At 61.3% G+C, this 15,901-nt stretch carries 15 protein-coding genes; 9 read left to right on the top strand and 6 right to left on the bottom strand.

Features of this window, described 5'->3' with window-relative positions; all coding sequences use genetic code 11:
* Positions 1–28: 28 nt before the first annotated feature.
* The 3 genes from HKK54_RS05190 (at position 29) to tldD (ending at position 6,215) form a co-directional block, all read left to right on the top strand.
* Positions 29–3,844 carry a YhdP family protein gene (locus tag HKK54_RS05190; RefSeq protein WP_169386304.1) on the top strand — a complete coding sequence of 1,272 codons (3,816 nt, stop codon included), beginning with the start codon at positions 29–31 and terminating at the stop codon, positions 3,842–3,844.
* Positions 3,845–3,907: 63 nt separating this feature from the next.
* On the top strand, positions 3,908–4,756 hold the full coding sequence (locus tag HKK54_RS05185) for a carbon-nitrogen hydrolase family protein (RefSeq protein WP_169386303.1): 849 nt from the start codon (positions 3,908–3,910) through the stop codon (positions 4,754–4,756).
* Positions 4,757–4,772: 16 nt separating this feature from the next.
* Positions 4,773–6,215 carry a metalloprotease TldD gene (tldD, locus tag HKK54_RS05180; RefSeq protein ID WP_010170608.1) on the top strand — a complete coding sequence of 481 codons (1,443 nt, stop codon included), beginning with the start codon at positions 4,773–4,775 and terminating at the stop codon, positions 6,213–6,215.
* 45 nt (positions 6,216–6,260) lie between these two features.
* On the opposite strand, the gene yjgA is transcribed toward tldD, so the two are convergent.
* Positions 6,261–6,782, bottom strand: a complete 522-nt coding sequence (gene yjgA, locus HKK54_RS05175; protein ID WP_003216092.1) for a ribosome biogenesis factor YjgA — start codon at positions 6,780–6,782, stop codon at positions 6,261–6,263.
* Positions 6,783–6,890: 108 nt separating this feature from the next.
* Between yjgA and pmbA the strand changes: the two genes are divergently transcribed.
* The 6 genes from pmbA (at position 6,891) to HKK54_RS05145 (ending at position 12,159) form a co-directional block, all read left to right on the top strand.
* A complete protein-coding gene (gene pmbA / locus HKK54_RS05170) occupies positions 6,891–8,237 on the top strand; it encodes a metalloprotease PmbA (protein ID WP_010170604.1) in 1,347 nt (448 codons plus the stop codon).
* A gap of 148 nt (positions 8,238–8,385) precedes the next feature.
* Positions 8,386–8,781: a hypothetical protein gene (locus HKK54_RS05165; RefSeq protein WP_010170602.1), complete on the top strand. Its 396-nt coding sequence runs from the start codon at positions 8,386–8,388 to the stop codon at positions 8,779–8,781.
* Complete coding sequence (locus HKK54_RS05160) at positions 8,774–10,150, top strand: class II fumarate hydratase (protein ID WP_169386302.1); 1,377 nt, start codon at positions 8,774–8,776, stop codon at positions 10,148–10,150. Before HKK54_RS05165 ends, HKK54_RS05160 begins: the two co-directional genes overlap by 8 nt.
* Positions 10,151–10,177: 27 nt before the next feature.
* Positions 10,178–10,621 (top strand): hypothetical protein, encoded by a 444-nt coding sequence (locus HKK54_RS05155; RefSeq protein WP_010170597.1) that lies wholly within the window; start codon positions 10,178–10,180, stop codon positions 10,619–10,621.
* A gap of 1 nt (position 10,622) precedes the next feature.
* A complete protein-coding gene (locus HKK54_RS05150; RefSeq protein WP_169386301.1) occupies positions 10,623–11,234 on the top strand; it encodes a superoxide dismutase in 612 nt (203 codons plus the stop codon).
* A 31-nt stretch (positions 11,235–11,265) separates the two neighbouring features.
* Positions 11,266–12,159 (top strand): ZIP family metal transporter, encoded by an 894-nt coding sequence (locus tag HKK54_RS05145; protein ID WP_010170593.1) that lies wholly within the window; start codon positions 11,266–11,268, stop codon positions 12,157–12,159.
* Positions 12,160–12,267: 108 nt separating this feature from the next.
* Here HKK54_RS05145 and HKK54_RS05140 read toward each other — a convergent pair whose 3' ends face one another.
* The 5 genes from HKK54_RS05140 to HKK54_RS05120 form a co-directional block, all read right to left on the bottom strand.
* On the bottom strand, positions 12,268–12,540 hold the full coding sequence (locus HKK54_RS05140; RefSeq protein WP_010170591.1) for an HPr family phosphocarrier protein: 273 nt from the start codon (positions 12,538–12,540) through the stop codon (positions 12,268–12,270).
* A 16-nt stretch (positions 12,541–12,556) separates the two neighbouring features.
* Positions 12,557–13,414 carry an RNase adapter RapZ gene (gene rapZ / locus HKK54_RS05135; RefSeq protein ID WP_010170589.1) on the bottom strand — a complete coding sequence of 286 codons (858 nt, stop codon included), beginning with the start codon at positions 13,412–13,414 and terminating at the stop codon, positions 12,557–12,559.
* 2 nt (positions 13,415–13,416) lie between these two features.
* Positions 13,417–13,881 (bottom strand): PTS IIA-like nitrogen regulatory protein PtsN, encoded by a 465-nt coding sequence (gene ptsN / locus HKK54_RS05130; RefSeq protein ID WP_010170588.1) that lies wholly within the window; start codon positions 13,879–13,881, stop codon positions 13,417–13,419.
* 12 nt (positions 13,882–13,893) lie between these two features.
* Complete coding sequence (gene hpf / locus HKK54_RS05125) at positions 13,894–14,199, bottom strand: ribosome hibernation-promoting factor, HPF/YfiA family (protein WP_010170586.1); 306 nt, start codon at positions 14,197–14,199, stop codon at positions 13,894–13,896.
* A 75-nt stretch (positions 14,200–14,274) separates the two neighbouring features.
* On the bottom strand, positions 14,275–15,768 hold the full coding sequence (locus HKK54_RS05120) for an RNA polymerase factor sigma-54 (protein ID WP_010170584.1): 1,494 nt from the start codon (positions 15,766–15,768) through the stop codon (positions 14,275–14,277).
* Positions 15,769–15,901 lie beyond the last annotated feature (133 nt).

Raw genomic sequence — 15,901 nt, 5'->3', positions numbered from 1 at the left:
CGACTATTGCCTTTGAGGGTCGCCTGACATGGAGCGTCTGATACGCTTTTTTGCCGCATTGACCCGCTGGGGCCTTGGCCTGTGCGCCTTGTTGCTGGTATTGGCAGCGGTGTACGTGAGCCTTGGCCGTGAATTGACACCGCTGGTGGCGGAATACCGGGGCGAAATCGAAGCCAAGGCCCGTACTGCGCTGGACATGCCCTTGAGCATCGGCAGCCTGGAAGGGCGCTGGAGCGGTTTCGCGCCGGTGTTGATGGCCCACGATGTGATGGTCGGCGAGGGCAACAGCGCCCTGCGTCTGGATCAGGTGCAAGTGGTGCCGGATATCTGGGCCAGCGTGCTGGCGCGCGACGTGCGGATTGCCCATCTGGAAGTCAGTGGCCTGCAAGTCAGCGTGAAGGAAGACAAGGACGGACACTGGGCGCTGCAAGGCTTGCCAGTGCAGGATGACCAGCCGCTGGATCCCGAACAACTGCTGACGCGCATGCAAATGGTCGGGCAAGTCTCATTGCTCGACAGCCAGGTGACGCTGCAGCCGTTCGAGCAGGCGCCGCTGACCTTGACCTATGTCGGTGTGAGCCTGCAGACCGGCGCCAACCGCCAGCGCCTGGACGCGCGCCTGACCCTGCCCGATGGCCAGCCGCTGGCGCTGAACCTGCGTACCCGAATCCGCGCCAGTCAGTGGAAAGACGGTGAAGCCGAGGCTTACCTGAGCTTGCCCCAGAGTGACTGGGCAAAATGGATCCCGGCAAAGCTGACCCGGCAATGGAAACTCACCGAACTCAAGGCCGGCGGCGAATTCTGGCTGACGTGGGGCAAGGGCACCGTGCAAAGCGCCGCCGTGCGCCTCAACGCTGCGCAACTCAAGGGCAGCTACGCCGACCGCAAGCCGACCCATATCGAGAACCTGGCCCTCACCGCGTACCTGCAACGCAGTGACAGCGGCCTCAAGGTGCTGTTCGACTCGCTGGCGATGAACCTCGGTGACACTCGCTGGGAGTCGCGCCTGCAACTGCAACAAACCCTGGCGACCGACAAGGCCCAGGAAGTCTGGAACGTGCAGGCCGATCGTCTCGACCTGACCCCGATCACGCCGTTGCTGCATGCCTTGGCACCGTTGCCGGAGGCCCTGGCCACCGCGCTGGATCACCTCAAGGCGACGGGTACGCTGCGCAACGTGTTGCTGGATTACCGGCCTGAAGACACCACTGACCAGCGCGTGAGCTTCGCGGCCAACCTTGATCGCATCGGTTTTGATGCCTACTTCGGCGCCCCGGCGGCCCGTAATGTCAGCGGCAGCATCAGCGGTGACCTGGGCAAGGGCGAGTTGCGCATGGACAGCAAGGACTTCTCCTTGCACCTGTTTCCGATCTTCGCCAAGCCCTGGCAGTACATCCAGGCCAACGCTCGCCTGACGTGGAAGCTGGATAAAGAAGGCTTCACCCTGATTGCGCCGTACATCAAGGTGCTGGGGGAAGAGGGCAAAGTGGCGGCGGACTTCCTGATTCGCCTGCATTTCGACCATAGCCAGGAAGACTACATGGACCTGCGGGTCGGCATGGTCGACGGCGATGGCCGCTTCACCCCCAAATACCTGCCCGCCGTCTTGAGCCCGGCACTCGATGAATGGCTGCGCACCGCGATCCTCAAGGGCGCGGTGGACGAGGGCTTCTTCCAGTACCAGGGCTCGCTGAACCACGATGCGCTGCCTGCTTCGCGCAATATCAGCCTGTTCTTCAAGGTGCACGATGCCGAACTGGCATTCCAGCCGGGCTGGCCGCATGTCAGCAAGGTCAAGGGCGAAGTGTTTGTAGAGGAGAGCGGCGTGCGCATCCTGGCCAGCAAGGGCCAGTTGCTCGACACCAAGGTCAACGACATCTACGTCAACATTCCCCATGCCCCTGAAGGCAAGGACAGTCACCTACTGCTGACCGGCAATTTTGCCGGCGGCTTGGGCGATGGCCTGAAGATCCTTCAGGAGGCGCCGATCGGCACCGCCTCGACCTTCGCCGGCTGGAAAGGCGACGGCGACCTGCAAGGCAAGCTCGACCTGGATATTCCCTTGGCCAAGGGTGCAGATCCCAAGATTGTGGTGGATTTCAAGACTGACAAGGCGCGCCTGCAATTGGCTGAGCCTACGCTGGACCTGAGCCAGCTCAAGGGTGATTTCCGTTTCGACAGCGCCAAGGGCCTGAGTGGCCAGAACATCAGCGCCCAGGCCTTCGACCGGCCGATCACCGCGCAGATTTTTGCCGATGGCCGGCAGGGCAATCTCAATACCCGCGTAACCGCCAAGGGGCAGGTGACCGTCAAGCGGCTGACTGACTGGCTGAAAGTCAGCCAGCCGTTGCCGGTGTCCGGCGATATCCCCTACCAATTGCAGCTCAACCTCGACGGCGCCGACAGCCAGTTGATGGTCAGTTCCAACCTCAAGGGCGTGGCCGTGGACCTGCCGGCACCGTTCGGCATGCCGGCGAGCCAGGGCCGTGACAGCGTGTTCCGCATGACGCTGCAGGGTAAGGAGCGCCGCTACTGGTTCGATTATGGCGAGTTGGGCAGCTTCACCTTCGCCGCCCCGGCGGACAATTTTGCCGATGGCCGTGGTGAGCTGTTCCTGGGGGAAGGCGATGCCGTGTTGCCGGCCGGCAAGGGCTTGCGTATTCGCGGGGTGTTGTCGGAGCTGGATGTCGATCCCTGGAAAAAACTGGTAGACCGCTATGCTGGCAACGACCCGGGTGGCAGTGCCAAGCAACTGTTGAGCGGGGCTGACTTCAAGATTGGCAAGCTGACCGGCTTCGGCACGCAGTTTGACCAGGTCAACCTGCAACTGGATCGCAAGCCCGCGGCCTGGGGCTTGCAGTTCGACAGCCAGCAAGCCAAAGGCACCGTGGGGCTACCGGATGCCAAGGGCGCGCCGATCGCGGTCAACTTGCAGTACGTGAAATTGCCTGCGGTGGATCCGACGGTGCAGGCGGATGAAAATGCGCCGGACCCGCTGGCTGATGTCGATCCCAAGGATATTCCGGCACTGGATATCTCGATTGCCCAGTTGTTCCAGGGCCCGGACCTGGTAGGTGCCTGGTCGTTGAAAGTCCGGCCGACCACCAAGGGCATGGCGTTCAACAGCCTCAACCTGGGCCTCAAGGGCATGCTGCTTCAGGGCGCCGGCGGTTGGGAGGGGGGGCCCGGAGCCAGCAGCAGTTGGTACAAGGGCCGCCTGGATGGCAAGAACATTGGGGACGTGCTCAAGGGCTGGGGTTTTGCGCCGAGCGTGACCAGTGAAGAGTTTCATGTGGACGTGGACGGCCGCTGGCCGGGTTCGCCGGCCTGGGTCGGTCCCAAGCGTTTCTCCGGCAGCCTGGATGCCAGCTTCCGCAAAGGGCAGTTTGTTGAAGTGGAAGGCGGCGCCCAGGCCCTGCGGGTGTTTGGTTTGCTGAACTTCAACTCCATCGGTCGCCGGCTGCGGCTGGACTTCTCGGACTTGCTCGGCAAAGGCTTGAGTTATGACCGGGTCAAGGGCTTGCTGGCCGCCAGTAATGGCGTGTTTGTGACCCGTGAGCCGATCACCATGACGGGCCCGTCGAGTAACCTGGAGATCAACGGCACCCTGGACCTGGTGGCGGATCGCGTCGATGCGAAGTTGCTGGTAACGCTGCCGGTGACCAATAACCTGCCGATTGCCGCGCTGATCGTCGGCGCGCCGGCCATTGGCGGTGCACTGTTCCTGATCGACAAGCTGATTGGCGACCGCGTCTCGCGTTTCGCCAGCGTCCAGTACAAGGTCGAAGGCCCATGGAAAGACCCGAAAATCACCTTCGACAAGCCATTTGAAAAACCAAACTGAGTGCCTGCGGAGTAGCATGGCACTATCCCTTTTTGGTGCATGCCTTTTCTGGAGTGTGGGCCCATGTCCTTTGCGGTAATTCAAATGGTCAGCCAAAGCGATGTGCTGGCCAATCTGGCCCAGGCCCGGCGCCTGCTGGAACAAGCGGCGGCGGGCGGTGCCAGGCTCGCCGTACTCCCGGAAAACTTCGCCGCCATGGGCCGTCGTGATGTAGCCGATATCGGGCGCGCCGAGGCCTTGGGCGAAGGTCCTGTCCTGCCGTGGTTGAAACAGGCCGCTCGCGACCTCACCTTATGGATAGTGGCCGGCACTTTGCCGTTGCCTCCAAAGGATCAACCGAACGCCAAGTCCAATGCCTGCTCGTTGCTGATCGATGATCAGGGCGAAATCGTCGCTCGCTACGACAAGCTACACCTGTTCGATGTCGATGTAGCCGATGCCCGGGGCCGTTATCGCGAATCCGATGACTATGCTCATGGTAGCCAGGTGGTGGTGGCGGATACGCCGGTCGGCCGCTTGGGGCTGACGGTGTGCTACGACTTGCGCTTCCCGGAGCTGTACAGCGAATTGCGCGCTGCGGGTGCCGAGTTGATCACTGCGCCTTCCGCCTTTACAGCGGTGACGGGCGCTGCGCACTGGGACGTGCTGATTCGCGCACGGGCTATCGAAACCCAGTGTTACCTGCTGGCGGCTGCCCAGGGCGGCGTGCACCCGGGGCCACGGGAAACCTTCGGGCATGCAGCGATTATCGACCCATGGGGCCGAGTGCTGGCACAACAGGATCAAGGCGAGGCGGTGCTGCTGGCCGAACGCGATAGCAGTGAACAGGCGTCGATACGGACGCGTATGCCGGTGGCAGGCCACCGGCGCTTTTTCTCGCAGGGCGCGCAGCGACCTGCTTCAGAACGATGAATTTAAGGCCAAACCTATGAGCGAGTTGTTGTCCTCAGTCAGTGAACACCTCCTGGCGCCCGGTGGCGTGACCATCGAAAGCTTGCAAACGGTCCTCGGCGATCTGGCCGGGCCGGGCATCGATGCTGCCGACCTGTATTTCCAGGGGCAGATTTCCGAGTCCTGGGCCCTGGAAGACGGGATCGTCAAGGAAGGCAGCTTCAACCTCGACCAAGGCGTGGGCGTGCGTGCCCAGTCCGGTGAAAAAACCGGTTTTGCCTACAGCAATGCCATCACCCTTGAAGCCTTGGGCCTGGCGGCTCGCGCTGCCCGTTCGATCTCTCGTGCCGGCCAGAACGGCACGGTGCAGGCGTTCAGCACCCAGGACGTGGCCCAGTTGTATGCGCCGGATAACCCGCTGGAAGTGATCAGCCGCGCCGAAAAGGTCGAGCTGCTCAAGCGTGTGGACGCCGCGACCCGCGCCCTGGACCCGCGCATCCAGCAAGTCACCGTGAGCATGGCCGGCGTGTGGGAGCGCATCCTCGTGGCCTCCACCGATGGCGGCCTGGCGGCGGATGTGCGGCCACTGGTGCGTTTCAATGTCAGTGTGATTGTTGAGCAGAACGGCCGCCGCGAGCGCGGTGGCCATGGCGGCGGCGGGCGTACCGACTACCGCTATTTCCTCACCGAAGACCGCGCCATGGGGTATGCGCGTGAAGCGCTGCGCCAGGCCCTGGTCAATCTGGAAGCGATTCCGGCTCCGGCCGGTACGTTGCCGGTGGTGCTGGGTTCCGGCTGGTCCGGCGTGCTGTTGCATGAAGCGGTGGGCCACGGTCTGGAAGGTGACTTCAACCGTAAGGGCAGTTCGGCCTACAGCGGTCGGATGGGCGAGATGGTTGCGTCCAAGCTCTGCACCATCGTCGACGACGGCACCCTGGCCGGGCGTCGTGGTTCGTTGAGCGTCGATGATGAAGGCACGCCGACGGAGTGCACCACCCTGATCGAAAACGGCGTGCTCAAGGGCTACATGCAAGACAAGCTCAACGCTCGCCTGATGGGCGTGGCCCGCACGGGTAACGGTCGTCGCGAGTCCTACGCGCACCTGCCGATGCCGCGCATGACCAACACCTACATGCTCGGTGGCGAAAGCGACCCGGCTGAAATCATTGCCTCGGTGAAGCGCGGCATCTACTGCGCCAACCTCGGTGGCGGGCAGGTGGACATCACCAGCGGCAAGTTTGTGTTCTCCACCAGCGAGGCGTACTTGATCGAAGACGGCAAGATCACCGCGCCGGTCAAGGGTGCAACGTTGATTGGCAACGGCCCGGAAGCCATGAGCAAGGTGTCGATGGTCGGTAACGACCTGTCGCTGGACAGTGGGGTAGGGACGTGCGGCAAGGATGGGCAGTCGGTGCCGGTGGGTGTCGGCCAGCCAACCTTGAAAATTGATGCGATCACCGTGGGTGGCACGGGGTCGTAAGAACGGGAGCTTCGGGTGGCGAAGGCCGCCACCCGGGGAAGAGGGTCAGCGCAGGCCGCGTTGACTATCGTCCAGCTCACGGATGTATTTGAAGATTTTTCGGCTGGAAGCCGGTGGCTTGCTTTGCGCCAGTTCGTGCTGGGCCTGACGGATCAGGGAGCGCAATTGTTGGCGATCGGCATCCGGGTACTCAATGACGAACTTCTCCAGTACCGCGTCATCGCCGGCGATCAAGCGATCACGCCAGCGTTCCAGATTATGGAAGCGCTCGTTGTACTGGCGAGTGGAGGCGTCGAGTTGATCGAGCAACGTCAGAATCGCGTCAGTGTCCTGGTCGCGCATCAGTTTGCCGATAAACATAAGGTGCCGTTTACGCGCGATATTCGCGGTGTGCTTGGGCGCATCGTTCAGAGCCCGGCGCAGGGCGTCGGTCAATGGCAGTTTTGCACACAAGTCAGGCTTGAGTGTTGTAAGGCGCTCGCCGAGGTCAACCAGAGCATGCAGCTCGCGTTTGACCTGAGATTTGCTTTTCTCCCCATCGAGGGAGTCGTCGTAAGAATCAACCATGGTGGCAGTCCGCAAAGAAACGCCGCCATGATAACCAGTCGGGGGCCGCTTGTCCGGCCCGGTCGCTAGAAGGCCTTAACCGAAAGCAGAATTTGAGTGGAGAAAACCATGAGTGCAGCCCAAAGCGTCGGTCCGCAAGCGTTACCGGCACTGCAGGAACAAGTCGAGCAGATCATTGCCGAGGCCAAGCGCCAGGGGGCCAGTGCCTGTGAAGTGGCGGTGTCCCTGGAGCAGGGGTTGTCGACTTCGGTGCGCCAGCGTGAAGTGGAAACCGTCGAGTTCAACCGTGACCAGGGGTTTGGCATCACCTTGTACGTGGGCCAGCGCAAAGGCTCGGCCAGCACCTCCGCCAGTGGCCCGGAAGCGATTCGCGAAACCGTCGCCGCCGCATTGGCGATTGCCAAGCACACTTCCGAAGACGAAAGCTCGGGCCTGGCCGATGCGGCCTTGATGGCGCGTGACCTGAAGGATTTTGACCTGTTTCACGCTTGGGATATCACCCCGGAGCAGGCCATTGAACAAGCGCTGACCTGTGAGGCGGCGGCCTTTGATGCCGACAGCCGGATCAAGAATGCCGATGGCACCACCTTGAGCACCCACCAGGGCTGCCGTGTGTATGGCAACAGCCATGGTTTTATCGGCGGTTATGCCTCGACGCGTCACAGCCTGAGCTGCGTGATGATTGCCGAAGCCAACGGCCAGATGCAGCGTGATTACTGGTACGACGTGAACCGCCAGGGCGATTTGCTGGCGGACCCGGTGAGCATTGGCCAGCGTGCCGCGCAACGGGCCGCCAGCCGCCTGGGCGCGCGCCCGGTGCCGACGTGCGAAGTACCGGTGCTGTTTTCGGCGGAACTGGCCGGTGGTTTGTTCGGCAGTTTCCTTGGGGCGATTTCCGGCGGCAACCTGTATCGCAAGTCGTCGTTCCTGGAAGGGGCGATCGGCCAGAAGCTCTTCCCGGAGTGGCTGACCATCGATGAGCGTCCGCACCTGATGCGCGCCATGGGCAGTTCGTCGTTTGACGGTGATGGCCTGGCCACCTACGCCAAGCCGTTCGTCGAGAACGGTGAGTTGGTGTCCTATGTGCTGGGCACCTATGCCGGTCGCAAGCTCGGCCTGCCCAGCACCGCCAATGCCGGCGGCGTGCACAACCTGTTCATCACCCATGGCGACGAAGACCAGGCGGCGCTGTTGCGCCGTATGGGGCGCGGTTTGCTGGTCACCGAGTTGATGGGGCATGGCCTGAACATGGTCACGGGCGACTACTCCCGTGGCGCGGCGGGTTTCTGGGTTGAAAACGGCGAAATTCAGTTCGCCGTGCAGGAAGTGACCATCGCCGGCAACATGCGCGACATGTTCAAGCAGATTGTCGCGGTGGGTAATGACCTGGAACTGCGCAGCAACATCCGCACCGGTTCGGTGTTGATCGAGAAGATGACCGTCGCCGGTAGCTGACCCGCCGAAAGACGCTGTAAACAAGGCGCGCCACCCATTGGGTGGCGCGCTTTTTTTGTGCCTGGAATTCCGAGTGATTTCCTCAGGCTCTTGTTTTGATTCTCAATATCATTTAATAATAAATATCATTACCGAATGAGCGTGGATCATGAGTTCTGTCCTGCATGAGGATCCCTACCTGGAAAGCTGGCGTTGGATGAGCCGTCAGATTCGCTGCGGCCTTGATCCCGACGAGCCCCGCCTGATCGAACATTACCTGGCCGAAGGCCGGTACCTCGCCTGTTGCACAGCGACCCATCCGTGGACCATCGGCGAGACCTCATTCCGCCTGCTGCTCGACACCGCCTCCGACATCGCCTTGCCCTGGCACTGGCGGTCCATGTGCCTGGACCAGGCCTGGCGCCCGTTGCGCGACCTGGAAAAACTGTCCCACTGTGCCTGCCGCCTCAAGCGCTGGCAGACCTTTGCCTGGCAATTGGCGACCTGCGAATTGCTGCCATCGATTTCTCACTCTGACCTGGTGCAAGGATCTTCCGATGAGTAACACCCGTATCGAACGCGACAGCATGGGCGAACTGCAAGTGCCGGCCGAGGCACTGTATGGCGCACAAACCCAGCGAGCGGTGAACAACTTTCCCATCAGCCATCAACGTATGCCGGCGCAATTCATCCGTGCGCTGATCCTGGCCAAGGCCGCCGCCGCCAAGGCCAACGTGGAGCTGAAACAGCTGAGCGAAGCCCAGGGCAAGGCCATCGTCGATGCTGCCCAAGGCTTGCTGGAAGGCGATTTCATGCAGCATTTCCCGGTGGATATCTTCCAGACCGGTTCCGGCACCAGCTCCAACATGAACGCCAACGAAGTGATTGCGACCCTCGCCAGCCGTTTGCTGGGCGAGCCGGTCAACCCTAACGATCACGTCAACTGCGGCCAGAGCAGTAACGACATCATCCCCACCACCATCCATGTCAGCGCGGCGCTGGTGCTGCACGAACAAACGCTGCCGGCACTGCTGCACCTGGTGCAGGTGATCGAACACAAGGCCGAAGAGGTGCATCGCTTCGTCAAGACCGGCCGGACGCACCTGATGGACGCCATGCCAGTGCGCATGAGCCAGGTGCTCAATGGCTGGGCCCAGCAACTCAAGGCGAATATCGGCCATCTGCAGGACCTGCTGCCGAGTTTGCAGGCGCTGGCCCAGGGCGGTACCGCTGTCGGTACCGGGATCAATGCCCATCCGGAATTTGCGGCGCGTTTCAGCCAGCAACTGAGCAGCCTGACCCAGGTTCAATTCACACCCGGCAAGAACCTGTTTGCGCTGATTGGCTCCCAGGACACTGCCGTCGCGGTCTCCGGGCAGCTCAAGACCACTGCGGTGTCCTTGATGAAAATTGCCAACGACCTGCGCTGGATGAACTCCGGCCCGTTGGCCGGCCTCGGTGAAATAGAACTGGAGGGCCTGCAGCCGGGCTCCTCGATCATGCCGGGCAAGGTCAACCCGGTGATCCCGGAAGCCACTGCGATGGTTGCCGCGCAAGTCATCGGCAATGACACGGTGATCACCATCGCCGGTCAGTCCGGCAACTTCGAACTCAATGTGATGCTGCCGATCATTGCCCAGAATCTGCTCGGCAGCCTGGAATTGCTGGCCAACTCAAGCCGTTTGCTGGCGGACAAGGCCATTGCCAGCTTCAAGGTCAACGAAGCCAAGCTCAAGGAGGCGCTGTCGCGCAATCCGATCCTGGTGACCGCACTCAACCCGATCATCGGTTACCAAAAGGCCGCCGAAATCGCCAAGAAGGCCTATCAACAAGGCCGTCCGGTGATTGATGTGGCGCTCGAACACACCGACTTGCCCCGCAGCCAACTGGAAATCCTGCTGGATCCGGAAAAGCTCACGGCCGGCGGCGTGTAATCACCGACCCTGCTTTGGAGGCTCACCATGGAGCACTGGAAACGCACGATCGAACGGGCCAATCGCTGCTTTATGGCGGGCGAGCTGGTAGATGCCCGCGAAGCCTACCTGCAAGCCCTGGCCTTGGCTCAAGTGTTGTTTGAGCGCTGGGCGGATGCCGACGAAGCGGTGGCGGCTTGCGTCATTTCCCATCACAACCTGGCGGACCTGCATCTGCGCCTGAACCAGCCGGAAGAAAGCGCGGAATACCTTTGCGCCATTCACCAGCGCCTGTTGCAGACCATTCAGGACACCCGTCTTAACCCGCTACTGCGGGAAGCGGCCCTGCGCCAGAGCAGCAAGACCTACGTCGAGCTGCTGAATTTCATCAGCGATCACGGTGAGTACCCGCGTACTCATCGCTTGCTGGGCAGCAACGTGGCGCCCTCGGATGCGTCGACCCGCAACAGCCCTTTTTATGGAGCTCATTGATATGTCCTACACCTTGCCGGCGTTGCCTTACGCCTACGATGCCCTTGAACCGCATATCGACGCGCAAACCATGGAGATCCACTACACCAAGCACCACCAGACCTACATCAATAACCTCAACGCGGCTGTCGAAGGCACCGAGTTTGCCGGTTGGCCGGTGGAGAAACTGGTGTCCAGCGTGCAGCAACTGCCGGAAAAACTCCGGGCGGCGGTGATCAACCAGGGCGGTGGTCACGCCAACCACTCGTTGTTCTGGGCCGTCATGTCGCCCAAGGGCGGCGGCAAGCCAGACGGCGCGCTGGGCAACGCCATCGACGAGCAGTTGGGTGGTTTCGACGCCTTCAAAGAGGCCTTCACCAAGGCTGCCTTGACCCGCTTCGGCAGTGGCTGGGCGTGGTTGAGCGTTACCCCGCAAAAGACCCTGGTGGTGGAAAGCAGCGGCAACCAGGACAGCCCGCTGATGAACGGCAATACGCCGATCCTCGGCCTGGACGTCTGGGAGCACGCTTACTACCTGCTGTACCAGAACCGTCGCCCGGAATACATCAACGCGTTCTACAGCGTTATCAATTGGCCGGAAGTTGCTGAACGGTACCAGGCTGCGCTGGGCTGAAACTCCTCTATAACAAGATCTAAGGCCGACTATGGGCACTGAAACACTGGCGATCAGCAGCGTGCGAATGTTTCGTTATGCGTTTGGCTCGCTGCTGCTATTGGCAGGAACTGCATTGCTGGTGGCCCAAGGGTTGGCCTGGCTTGACCTGGAACCCCGCATCCTGCGCGCGTTGCAGGGGGGTGCCATTTGCGCCCTTGGCACCGCCTTGGGCGCCGTGCCGGTACTGGTGATTCGCCGGATGCCATTGGCGGTGAGTGACACGCTGCTGGGCTTCGGTGCGGGGGTGATGCTGGCGGCCACCGCGTTTTCGCTGATCGTGCCGGGTATTGCCGCTGCTGAAAACCTCGGGCTGACGCCTTGGGCCGCCAGCGGCTTGATCAGTTTTGGCATCATGCTGGGCGCATTTGGGCTGTATCTGGTGGATCGCAAGGTCTCCGGCGCCAGCCCGGAAATGCTGGTGGGGAGTCCGGAACGTCCGGTGATTCCGCCGCGCATCTGGCTGTTTGTGTTCGCCATCATTGCCCACAACATTCCCGAAGGCATGGCAGTGGGTGTCTCGGCGGGCGGCGGCATGCCCGATGCCGACAGCCTGGCCATGGGCATTGCCTTGCAGGATGTGCCGGAGGGCTTGGTGATTGCCTTGGTGCTGGCCGGGGCAGGGATGTCGCGGGTCAGGGCGTTCCTGATTGGCGCGGCGTCCGGGTTGGTGGAGCCGGTGTTTGCGGTGCTGTGTGCCTGGCTGGTAAGCCTGGCGGAGGTACTGTTGCCGTTGGGGTTGGCGCTGGCGGCCGGGGCGATGCTGTTGGTGGTGACCCACGAAGTGATTCCCGAGTCGCGGCGCAATGGCCATGACAAGCTCGCCAGCCTGGGGCTGTGTATCGGGTTTTGTTTGATGATGGTGATGGATACAGCGTTGGGCTAAGAACTCTGCCAAATTCCTTGTAGGAGTCGGCTTGCCGGCGATGGCGTTCCTGAGGTCAGTGCAAGACTTGTGGGCCCATCGCCGGTAAACCGGCTCCTGCAGAGGGTGTTACTCGCCTTCGTCAAAATAGTTGTTGATCAATGCCACCAGCGCATCCATCGCTTCCTGCTCTTGCTCGCCTTCCGTCTTCAAGTGAATCTTCGTGCCCTTGCCCGCCGCCAGCATCATCATGGCCATGATGCTTTTGCCGTCGACCATGGATTCTGCGGTACGCCCGGCGCGAATCTGGCAAGGGAACTGGCCGGCGACGCCGACGAATTTGGCCGAAGCCCGGGCGTGCAGGCCCAGCTTGTTGATGATTTCAATTTCCAGAGCGGGCATCGCGGGGGTGTTCCTTTCAGCTAAGGTCGCGGTGGCGAACCTGGACGTTCTTGAGGGTTTGTTGCAGCACCTTGCCCAGGCGTTCGGTCAGGTAGACGGAACGATGATGGCCGCCGGTGCAGCCAATGGCGATGGTGACATAAGCCCGGTTACTGGCCGCAAAACGCGGCAGCCATTTGAGCAGGTAGCTGGAGATATCCTGGAACATCTCCTCTACATCCGGCTGCGCCGCCAAATATTCCGCCACAGGTTCGTCCAGCCCGGACTGATCGCGCAGTTCCGGCTTCCAGTAGGGGTTGGGCAGGCAGCGCACATCAAACACCAGGTCGGCATCCACCGGCATGCCGCGCTTGAAGCCAAACGACTCCACCAGAAACGCGGTGCCCGGCTCCGGCTGATTCAGCAGGCGCAGCTTGATCGCATCGCGCAGTTGATACAGGTTCAGGCTGGTGGTGTTGATCTTGAGGTCGGCCAGGTCAATGATCGGGCCCAGCAGTTTGGTCTCGTCCTCGATGGCTTCTGCCAGCGAGCGATGCGGGCTGCTCAGTGGATGGCGTCGACGGGTTTCGGAGAAGCGCTTGAGCAGGGTTTCTTCGTCGGCGTCCAGGTACAGCACATCGCAGTGGATGTGCTTGGCCCGCACTTCTTCGAGCAGTTCAGGGAAGCGGGAGAGGTGGCTGGGCAGGTTGCGGGCGTCGATCGAGACGGCCACCAGCGGTTGCGCCAACTCGGTATGGATCAGTGCACGTTCCGCCAGTTCCGGCAGCAGGCCGGCGGGCAGGTTGTCGATGCAATAGAAGCCGTTGTCCTCGAGAACATTGAGAGCCGTGCTTTTACCTGAGCCGGAGCGGCCGCTGACGATGATCAAACGCATGATTACTGCCCGTTTTGCTCATCCAGTACAACCTGATAAAGCGCCTCATTGCTGGGAGCGCTGCGCAGTTTGTCGCGTACTTCCTTGCGGTCGAGCATGCTGGCGATCTGCCGAAGCAGTTCCAGGTGCGCATCGGTGGCAGCTTGCGGGACCAGCAGAACGAACAGCAGGTCGACCGGCGCGCCGTCGATGGCGTCGAAATCGATGGGGGCGTCCAGGTGCAGCAGGGCGCTGACTGGAGACTCACAGCCTTGCAGGCGGCAGTGAGGAATGGCGATGCCGTTGCCAAAGCCGGTCGAACCGAGCTTTTCACGGGCGATCAGTGCCTCATACACAGCTTGCGTATCCAGCTCGGGCACTTCGCGGCCGATCAGGTTGGCAATTTGTTCGAGGGCACGCTTTTTACTGCCGCCCGGCACGTTCACGAGGGAACGGCCGGGGGTCAGGATGGTTTCAAGTCGAATCATGGGTGGGGAGTGTTAGCGGCCAGTGCCTTGAAGAAGACTCTGCTGCTTTTCCTTATGCTTTTTGATTTGGCGATCCAGCTTGTCGGTGAGGTCGTCAATGGCAGCATACATATCTGAATGCTCGGCATTGGCGACTACTTCCCCGCCGGGTATACGCAAGGTGGCTTCGATTTTCTGCTTGAGCTTCTCGACAGTCATGATGACTTGCACGTTGGTGATCTTGTCGAAATGCCCCTCAATTCGTTTGAGTTTTTCGCCGATATAGGCGCGCAGCGGTTCGGTCACTTCCAGTTGGTGTCCACTGATGTTGACTTGCATACAGCTTCTCCTTCGTTGCCAGTGCATAAAGCGGCAGGCCGGGGTGCCTGCCACTGGAACGCTATGGCCCGCCCGTCACATCAAACGTTTACGCTCGCTGGAAGGCGCGATCCCGAGGGACTCGCGGTACTTGGCGACGGTTCGACGGGCGACCTGAATGCCTTGTGCCTCCAGTAAACCAGCGATCTTGCTGTCACTCAACGGCTTTTTCTGATTTTCCGCGGCAACCAGTTTTTTGATGATCGCGCGGATCGCCGTGGACGAGCATTCGCCGCCTTCGGAGGTGCTGACATGGCTGGAGAAAAAGTATTTCAGCTCATAAATACCCCGTGGGGTATGCATGAATTTTTGCGTGGTCACCCGGGAAATCGTTGATTCGTGCATGCCCACCGCCTCGGCGATGTCGTGCAGTACCAGCGGCTTCATCGCCTCATCGCCGTATTCCAGGAAGCCGCGCTGGTGCTCGACGATCTGGGTGGCGACTTTCATCAGGGTTTCGTTGCGGCTTTGCAGGCTCTTGATGAACCAGCGGGCTTCCTGCAACTGGTTGCGCATGAAGGTGTTGTCGGCGCTGGTGTCGGCGCGGCGTACAAACCCTGCATATTGCGGGTTGACCCGCAGGCGCGGCACCGATTCCTGGTTCAGCTCCACCAGCCAGCGCTCGTTGTCCTTGCGCACGATCACATCGGGGACGACGTATTCGGCTTCACTGGACTCGATCTGCGAGCCGGGGCGCGGGTTGAGGCTCTGCACCAGCTCGATGATCTGGCGCAGGTCATCTTCCTTGAGCTTCATGCGGCGCATCAGCTGGCTGTAGTCGCGGCTGCCGAGCAAGTCGATGTAGTCGGTGACCAGGCGCTGCGCTTCGGCCAGCCAAGGCGTCTTGGCCGGCAGTTGGCGCAGTTGCAACAGCAGGCACTCGCTGAGGCTGCGGGCGCCGATACCGGCTGGCTCGAATTGCTGGATGCGGTGCAGGACGGCTTCGATTTCGTCCAGTTCGATGTCCAGTTCCGGGTCGAAGGCCTCGAGGATCTCCTCAAGGGTCTCGTCCAGGTAGCCCTGATTGTTGATGCAGTCGATCAGGGTGACGGCGATCAGGCGATCGGTGTCGGACATCGGCGCCAGGTTCAGTTGCCAGAGCAAATGGCTCTGCAGGCTCTCGCCAGCGGAGGTGCGGGTGGTGAAGTCCCACTCGTCATCGTCATTGCTGGGCAGGCTGCTGGCGCTGGTCTGGTAGACGTCTTCCCACGCGGTGTCGACGGGAAGCTCGTTGGGAATGCGTTCGTTCCATTCACCGTCCTCGAGGTTGTCCACCGTGGGGGCGGTTTCCTGGTAGGAGGGTTCCTGTACGTCGGGGTTGGGTTTTTGCTCGATGTTGTCGGCCAGCGGGTCTGCATTATCGAAGTCGTCGCCTTCTTCCTGGCGTTCGAGCATCGGATTGGACTCCAGGGCCTCCTGGATTTCCTGTTGCAGGTCCAGGGTCGACAATTGGAGCAGGCGGATGGCCTGTTGCAGCTGCGGTGTCATCGTCAGCTGCTGGCCCATTCTCAGGACTAGCGATGGTTTCATGGCAGGGGCTTAACACCTTATTCGCCGGCGCAATGCGCCATCCACGACAGGGCGCGTGAGCGCCAAACATAAGCAAATTATATGCCTGATATCGGGGGCTTTGCCTAGAGCGCGGTAACAATAAAAATACTGA

This window comes from Pseudomonas sp. ADAK13 (assembly GCF_012935715.1).
GTDB lineage: Bacteria > Pseudomonadota > Gammaproteobacteria > Pseudomonadales > Pseudomonadaceae > Aquipseudomonas.
Note: the sequence above shows the minus strand (reverse complement) of the source record. Positions and strands in the feature narration are given on the sequence as shown.